8 protein-coding genes are annotated in these 6,893 nt (G+C 47.9%); 2 read left to right on the top strand and 6 right to left on the bottom strand.

Annotation, left to right across the window (positions count from 1 at the left end):
* Positions 1-13: 13 nt before the first annotated feature.
* From QQ91_RS02710 to QQ91_RS02685, 6 genes are all read right to left on the bottom strand, one after another.
* Complete coding sequence (locus QQ91_RS02710; RefSeq protein WP_166279686.1) at positions 14-172, bottom strand: hypothetical protein; 159 nt, start codon at positions 170-172, stop codon at positions 14-16.
* A gap of 559 nt (positions 173-731) precedes the next feature.
* Positions 732-1,247, bottom strand: coding sequence for a DUF2059 domain-containing protein (locus QQ91_RS02705; RefSeq protein ID WP_166279683.1), 516 nt, complete (start codon positions 1,245-1,247; stop codon positions 732-734).
* Positions 1,248-1,441: 194 nt separating this feature from the next.
* Complete coding sequence (locus QQ91_RS02700; protein WP_236096045.1) at positions 1,442-2,308, bottom strand: sigma-70 family RNA polymerase sigma factor; 867 nt, start codon at positions 2,306-2,308, stop codon at positions 1,442-1,444.
* A 185-nt stretch (positions 2,309-2,493) separates the two neighbouring features.
* Positions 2,494-2,895, bottom strand: coding sequence for a YybH family protein (locus tag QQ91_RS02695; protein WP_166279680.1), 402 nt, complete (start codon positions 2,893-2,895; stop codon positions 2,494-2,496).
* Between the two features lie 207 nt (positions 2,896-3,102).
* Positions 3,103-3,954: a DUF1361 domain-containing protein gene (locus QQ91_RS02690; RefSeq protein ID WP_166279677.1), complete on the bottom strand. Its 852-nt coding sequence runs from the start codon at positions 3,952-3,954 to the stop codon at positions 3,103-3,105.
* 79 nt (positions 3,955-4,033) lie between these two features.
* On the bottom strand, positions 4,034-4,180 hold the full coding sequence (locus tag QQ91_RS02685) for a hypothetical protein (protein ID WP_250833238.1): 147 nt from the start codon (positions 4,178-4,180) through the stop codon (positions 4,034-4,036).
* Between the two features lie 141 nt (positions 4,181-4,321).
* Here QQ91_RS02685 and QQ91_RS21785 point away from each other — a divergent pair, with 141 nt between their 5' ends.
* Both QQ91_RS21785 and QQ91_RS02680 read left to right on the top strand, forming a co-directional pair.
* Positions 4,322-4,531 carry an ArdC-like ssDNA-binding domain-containing protein gene (locus tag QQ91_RS21785; RefSeq protein ID WP_166279668.1) on the top strand — a complete coding sequence of 70 codons (210 nt, stop codon included), beginning with the start codon at positions 4,322-4,324 and terminating at the stop codon, positions 4,529-4,531.
* Between the two features lie 450 nt (positions 4,532-4,981).
* Complete coding sequence (locus QQ91_RS02680) at positions 4,982-6,733, top strand: mechanosensitive ion channel family protein (protein WP_166279671.1); 1,752 nt, start codon at positions 4,982-4,984, stop codon at positions 6,731-6,733.
* Positions 6,734-6,893: the final 160 nt, after the last annotated feature.

Genomic DNA, 6,893 nt, shown 5'->3' with positions numbered 1-6,893 from the left:
CTGGCCTATCAAATTAGCTGTGCTTTGCGGCCTCCTCCTTAATCATCTGCGTTAGATTCTTCGGGGCTGGACGTTCCTTGACCTGGGGCTGATCCTCGGTCACCGCATCCAGACTGGTCACTCCGGCGCTTGAGACTAAAGCTCCGCCAATGACCTGGGGTGTTTCCTCCAACAGAGTGGCGCTAACCTCCTCAACCTCGGCTTTGACCTCAGAGACTTTGCAGTAATCCGCGATCGCCTGATTGAGTTCAGCCTTGCGATCGTTAAAAAAAGTAGACGCGATCGCTCATGCTGCATGACATCTGCAATGGCATCTCCATCATAGGATTGCCAAAGCTCAGCAGCGACTCAACATGCTGGAAGGACACTTGCGATCGCTCGATCGCCCGCATAGATTGGGGTTGACGTTTGGCAACTCAAAAGCATTCCCGCAACCGTGCGATCGCCGCTGGAGTATTGAACCATCGTTGCCGTTGATCAGTAACCACTGTGAAAAAATTGGAATCGAATAAACCAGGAGTCTGCTGACTCAAGGGCTACGCTGATTCAAGGACTCATAATTCTGCGGAGGTCTTGAGCCGGACCAAGACTATAACGGCCCCGTAAAAGTCGGTCCTCCGATCAATCTTTTTTGCCCGGAGGAATAGTTCGGCTTGCGCGGGTCCTAGCGGGCAATCTCACTGCGACAAAGAAGCGATATTCAGAACCGTTCTAGGCTCAATAAAGATAATTCAATTCTCTGCCGCTGGTAAGCTTATTTTGCCTTCATTATAGTTTAACCATAGTTCATATCCCATCTTAAATCTTCGCGCAGAGGCATCGGTATAGGCCTGAGCTTCAGACTGCAACAGCTTTTTCATCACCGGCTGCTTTGATAATTCGAGCAGATCCTGTAACTCATCCTCCGAAAAATCAGCCTTCAATCGCCCGATATAGACATCCTGGAACTGACTCCACCCAATCTCTTGGGCAAACATCTTTCTCAATCTAGAGTAAAGATTAGAATCATTGCCGTCACCAATTAACATTCCCATCATGTGGTCAAAATGCATATCGTATCTTTCGGCGATGCCTGTCTCCCGGAGGACATCGGCTGCCAACATGTCCTTGGAGGCTGATTGGGCTAATAGGTGGGATGGATCTGCAACTTGAGGGATTTCCTGGGATTTTGCGGTCTGTACCGTCATCAATGCAAGGCAGAAGATTAGCATCAATCCGAGAATCTGTGAGACTTTAAGCTTAAACATGGGGGTCCTAGTCTCTAAAACTTTACGAGGGCTTTAAACTATAATCTAATCCAGATTTTGTCCAAATTCTCCTGCCATCTTAATTTAAGATCCCAAATGCCGCCCTGTTCTGGCTCCGGCACTGAGTCCCGAAACCTTGGGGCATTCTGATCAGGTAGGGTGTCACCCCCGCGCCACCCGTACCGGAGCTGCCCTCAAGCCACCTCTTTCAGTTGCTGAACATCTTGAACCCGCCGTAACTGGGCGAGGGCTTTCTTCTCAAGCTGCCGGATCCGCTCTCTAGACAGGCCCAATTGATCCCCCACCGCCTGTAGAGATTGGGGTTCGCCATCCTCCAACCCGTAGCGCAACCGGAGGATGACCGCCTCTCGCTCCGGCAATTGATCCAGTAACTCCCCTAAAAATTCCTGCGTCCCCTGCTGCGCGATCGCCTCAAAGGTTCCCGGTCCATCGCTGGCAATCAGATGGATCAGATCGGTCTCCGCATCCTTGCTGACTCTGCGATCCAGGGAAACACAGCTCGTCTGAGCAAATTGCTTCATCAACATCTCCAACTCCTGCGGGGACATTTCAGAGGCCACCGCCAGTTCAGCCATCGACGGATTTCGACCCTGGGCCTGCCAAAATTCCCGCCGGCTCCTCTTGAGCTTGTTCACCTTTTCCCACACATGCACGGGCAATCGCACCGTCCGCGATCGCTCCGCAATCCCTCGGGCAATGGCTTGCCGGATCCACCAGTGGGCGTAGGTGGAGAATTTATATCCCCTGGCAAAATCAAACTTTTCCACTGCCCGGTCCAGGCCAATGGATCCCTCCTGGATCAGGTCATCAAACTCCAAGCCGCGATCGCGATACTTTTTGGCCATGTGAACCACCAGACGCAGGTTGGCCTCCATCAGCTTGCGCTTAGCGCGGCGGCCTCTTGCTTCCACCGTGGGGGAGGGGTCAGGATGCTCCTGCCAGGCTTTCACCGCTCGGCCCAGTTCAATTTCTTGCTCTGCCGTGAGCAGCGGCACCCGACCGATTGCCTGGAGATACTGACTCATGCCGTTCTTTTGCATCTGTTTCCCCCATTAAACTTTATCCAGAAGAAAATAGCGTAAACCTCTATTGTCAGTCACTGATCGAGCTGATTTTTAACGTTTATTCACACATTGTAGGAATCCGGCACTGCATAACATCTTGCCCCGCGATCGCTGTTTCGCCCTTCACCTCAACCCCTAGGAAGCAGGATCGGTCTGAATCGTCAGGAGGCCTTGTCTGGCTTGCGATTCCACATCTGTCGCTGAATCAACCACGACCCAGACCGATCCCGGTGCAAAAGCCACGTCGCCGTCAGGCGAAAGTTTGACGACAGGCCATCCGCATGAGCGACGGTGGAGACCTCAACATCTGCAATGCCGTATACCCAATCCTCTGCGATAGCCAGGACATCACGAGGAGTCATCTTCACTGCCCAGCGCGCCACATCGTAATCCGCTTGCTCTCCTCTCTGGATGGCCTCCAGGCCATACTCAGGGTTTGCGCCCGGTGGCATTCGAATGGCATCCTGGGCGAAATTCTGAATATATGCAGCGGAGTCGCTTGCATTGACGGCACTTGCATAGGACTGCAACAGCCTGTTGAATACCTGATCAGCCGTGGACATCCTAGAATCCTCCTTTGCCAAAGTCGCGAATCATTCGGATGGAGGGTATGGTCGTCCCTGATGCTCGATGACCCGTCATTCAACGCCAGATCTGATCAATCGGCCTCCTACTTTCCAATCTTAATCGAAGGCGATCGCCCCACGCCAACTCTCCCAACTGGAATGCCAGACAAATGGCCGGAAATAGGGCTATTTTCTGAGCAGGATCTAAAATTCGCTAGATTGCAAATCCTTTACCCTCAACGTCAATCCCAGCGTGATTTGCTTGAGAATCCAATACAGCGTTGTCAAAATAACCACCGTTACGATTATGACGGCTACCGGTCGCTTCTCTGTTAACGTGTTCAAGGTTGTGAGCAAAACATTGGCAGGATCTGTCACTAAATCCCAGCTATTGAATCGAATAAAGCGACCTAAATAGATTCCGACCGCGGAAAGACTGTGCATCAAGAGTTCCGCAGGTAAAATATATTGCTGTGACCCCTGCTCCCTAAGATAAGAGCCTTGGTTCAGAATAGAAATAACATAGGCTTCAAACCCCAGAAAGATTGCAACAAAATGAATAGGAATCACCACAAGCGTCAGAGTCCAGACGGAAAAGAAGCCCGATCCAATGGCTCTAATCAAATGAATAATGTCTGTGAGCACGTAGGCCGCATTCGGCAGAAAGGAGATGAACACAATTAATCCAAGCCACCATAAAAAACTGCGGGCGTTACTCCTGCGCTTAAATATCCAGATGCTTAACCCGAGAGCAATGAGACCGAGAACTCCCCACCAAGAGACCCCTATGATGGCAGACACGTCCCCTTTTATGGCTGAGCGGAGGAAATTCAGGCGATCGCTCAACAGGTCGGGAACCTTAGCCCACAATCCCACCGCACCGATGAACCCCACCACTCCACAAAACCACCACAGCCAAGGTCGAGCAACGGACTGACGACGAAAAAGAAGGTAGCTGAGCACGAGGGGAATAAATGCGAGAAATAAATTCCACAGAATCCAGCCACCATATATATTCTCAAGTAAAGATAAAAAGTGAAGTAGAAGCAACCGCATTTTTTTTGCTTGAAAACAGAGAGTTGTTCCAGATTAACCTCTGGAAGAGACAACGACACCCCTTGCTGTCGCTAGCCGCCTAAAAGGGCTGGAGGCGATCGCCCTGCCACAGATTTCCAGCACTCCCTCCCACATCGCCGCTGACCAGGAAACGGCAAAGGTGGGATGTCGGCGGCATGGGCTCGAACCGCTTTAGCTTGCAACGACTCCACAAAGGGGTAATCATACCAATCACAGCCCAGCGCTTAAAGCGCAAACCTGCCACTGCTCAAAAGGCTGAATGGAAAGCGGCCCAGGCTAAAACTGAGCAAGCCCCTGCTCAACTCAAGAAGGGTATCTAGGCCATCCCTGTTAGCGCTGGAGATCCATGCTCCGGGGGGCTGCTAAATTCCACCACTCTTGTTTTAATAATCTCATCCTCATCGCCTGGCAATGCCCTCACGCCACCAGGGTCGCCGGATATCAGACCTGGCAAGACCTGGGGCGTCAAATTCGCAAAGGCGAAATGCGATCGCCCTTCTCGCTCCTTGCACTCTCAAAATCTCTCCAGACCACGGTGGGGATCCCCCCGATCTAATTAGCTCCTGCAAAGTGATGGGCTTCAAAATCAGTGCTGTGTTCGACATTTCCCAAACCGATGGGGATCCTCTTCCCGAAATCTCGACAGAACGGGTGGGACATGATGCCGATATTTACCTACAGGGAGATCAGAGACCTGAAAGTTTACAAGGAGCAGCTTAATAGTTTACAGTGCTTCAGAATTTAGCTTCCTTTCAAGCGCAGATGCTTGCGTGTATTATGTTTTAGCTTGTGTTGAACCATATGTGTAATCCATATCAAACTGACTCCATAGACAAAAAAGTAGAGTTCTATTTCTTGGCATATTTAAGAATTAGAAAATATTAGCAAATTTCTAATGCTAACCAGAAAATATAAAGCTTATTCTATATTCATTTTTTAATAATCTTATATTCCTATGCTTAGATTACTCAGATTACAAGTAAGCTTCTTCAAGTCATTAAGATCTTTGATTCTGATTCTTTCAGGTTCACTAATATTCTTTCAGGCTTCTGTTCCTAGCGCAGCGGGTCAATTTAATATCTTTGGGGAAAGTTCACCTTATCAAGCTCAATCTTCCATAGACTATGTTCGTCTCGGAAATATTGATGTTGCAGCTGTAAAGGTTGATGGAGAGCAAATATTTCAGGTCGCGGCTCCTGCCCCTGATCTCTCTGAGAGTCAGCCTCAACTATTGCCAATTGAAAATCGTATAAGAACCATTGAAATTCGTCTCAAGCAAATTATAGAAACGGGGATTAATCCCAAAAAACTGGATATATATACCTCTAAGTTCAATAATGAACTTGTTATTTATTCTAAAGATTCACAATCCTTGGTTGAGCGTAAGATTTTGACAATCACGGAGTCTGATACCTTCATTGAGTTTCAAACACCAGATCAGTTAGCAAAGGAGTGGATTCAGAAAATCCGTAGTGCCTTAGAGCGTGCTTGGGACCAACGTCAGCCCCAATATTATTGGGAGAGTCTAATTTTTGCCCTAACGGTCCTAGGTCTCACAGTCTTCTTAAGTGTCATCCTTTGGATGATACAAAGACGACTCAAGAACCGTCGTAAACTAATTAAACAAAGGATTTCATCTAGTTCAAGAGATAATTTATCCACTTCTCCACTCACCGATGAGGTACCCACTGACCCAGAAGCATATCTGAATACTCAAGCTTTGAGGGGCTTTAGGATATTCACGGCTGATCCCTTCAGTTTGTTGTCAAAACAAACTCTAAGGAATCAACAGAATTTGTACCAATTGCCAAGCTCGGTCTTTTGGTTTATACAAATTAGTCTTTGGGTTTCAGGACTCTTTCTTGCCTTATACAAATTTCCTGGAACCAGATCAATCGCATTTCGGCTACTTGCCGCACCTTTAGATTTACTGTGGATCTTTCTAGTGGTTGGTTTGGCACTAAGAATTATAAAAATTGCCATCAATATTACCTTGAAGGGATGGGCAAAACGGCAAATAAATATTCCTGACAAAGCTCAGCGAGTGGCTTATCGACTCCCAACTATCACCCAAGCAATTAATGAAATCACTCAATGCCTTGCCGTCATACTAGCTTGTCTATGGTTTCTGACCGCGATTCATGCACCGATATCTATTATCATCACGAGTCTAGGAGTGATAGGTTTTGCTGCTCAAAATCTAATTAAAGATTGGATTAAAGGCTGCTTAATCCTCTGGGAAGATCAATATGCAATTGGTGATGTCGTTGCGATTAACAACGTCGTGGGAGTGGTTGAGTATATGAATGTACGGATGACACAATTGAGATCCACCGATGGTGAACTGGTGACCATTGACCATAACAGTTTTACTCAAGTGAAAAATCTCACGAGTCAGTGGTCTCGGGTTAATTTGGGAATCGATGTTGCCTATCATACGGATCTTGAGCAAGCGATTAAACTGATGGAGGATGTTGCCTTGGAGATGTGTGCCGATCCCCAATGGAGTGAATTCATTCTTGAGGATCCATCGGTGCTGGGGGTAGATCAATTTGGTGATAACAGCGTGACGATTCGTCTTTGGATCAAAACGCAACCTTTGAAACAATGGGACGTGGCTCGCGAGTATCGCAGACGGCTCAAGCCAGTGTTAGATCAAGCAGGAATTTCTATTCCTTTCCCACAACGTTCTATTTGGTTTGAGAACCCCCTTGCCAGTGGTAAAGGTCATGATGATTCCCATAACAGTGATGACTGACGGTTGCAACTCAATGTTCATTTTTAAGATTAGCAACGATCGTGCTGGAGGAAAGCCCAAGATTAAATCAGAAAACATGCCACGTAACCGTCCCAGGGTCGAACGAAAAAATGAGCGTTTTAGGGTCGCCAGTCGATTAAGATACAGAGCATGAGTTCTT

Origin of the sequence: Lyngbya confervoides BDU141951, from assembly GCF_000817775.3 — a bacterium.
GTDB lineage: Bacteria > Cyanobacteriota > Cyanobacteriia > Thermosynechococcales > Thermosynechococcaceae > Lyngbya > Lyngbya confervoides.
Note: the sequence above shows the minus strand (reverse complement) of the source record. Positions and strands in the feature narration are given on the sequence as shown.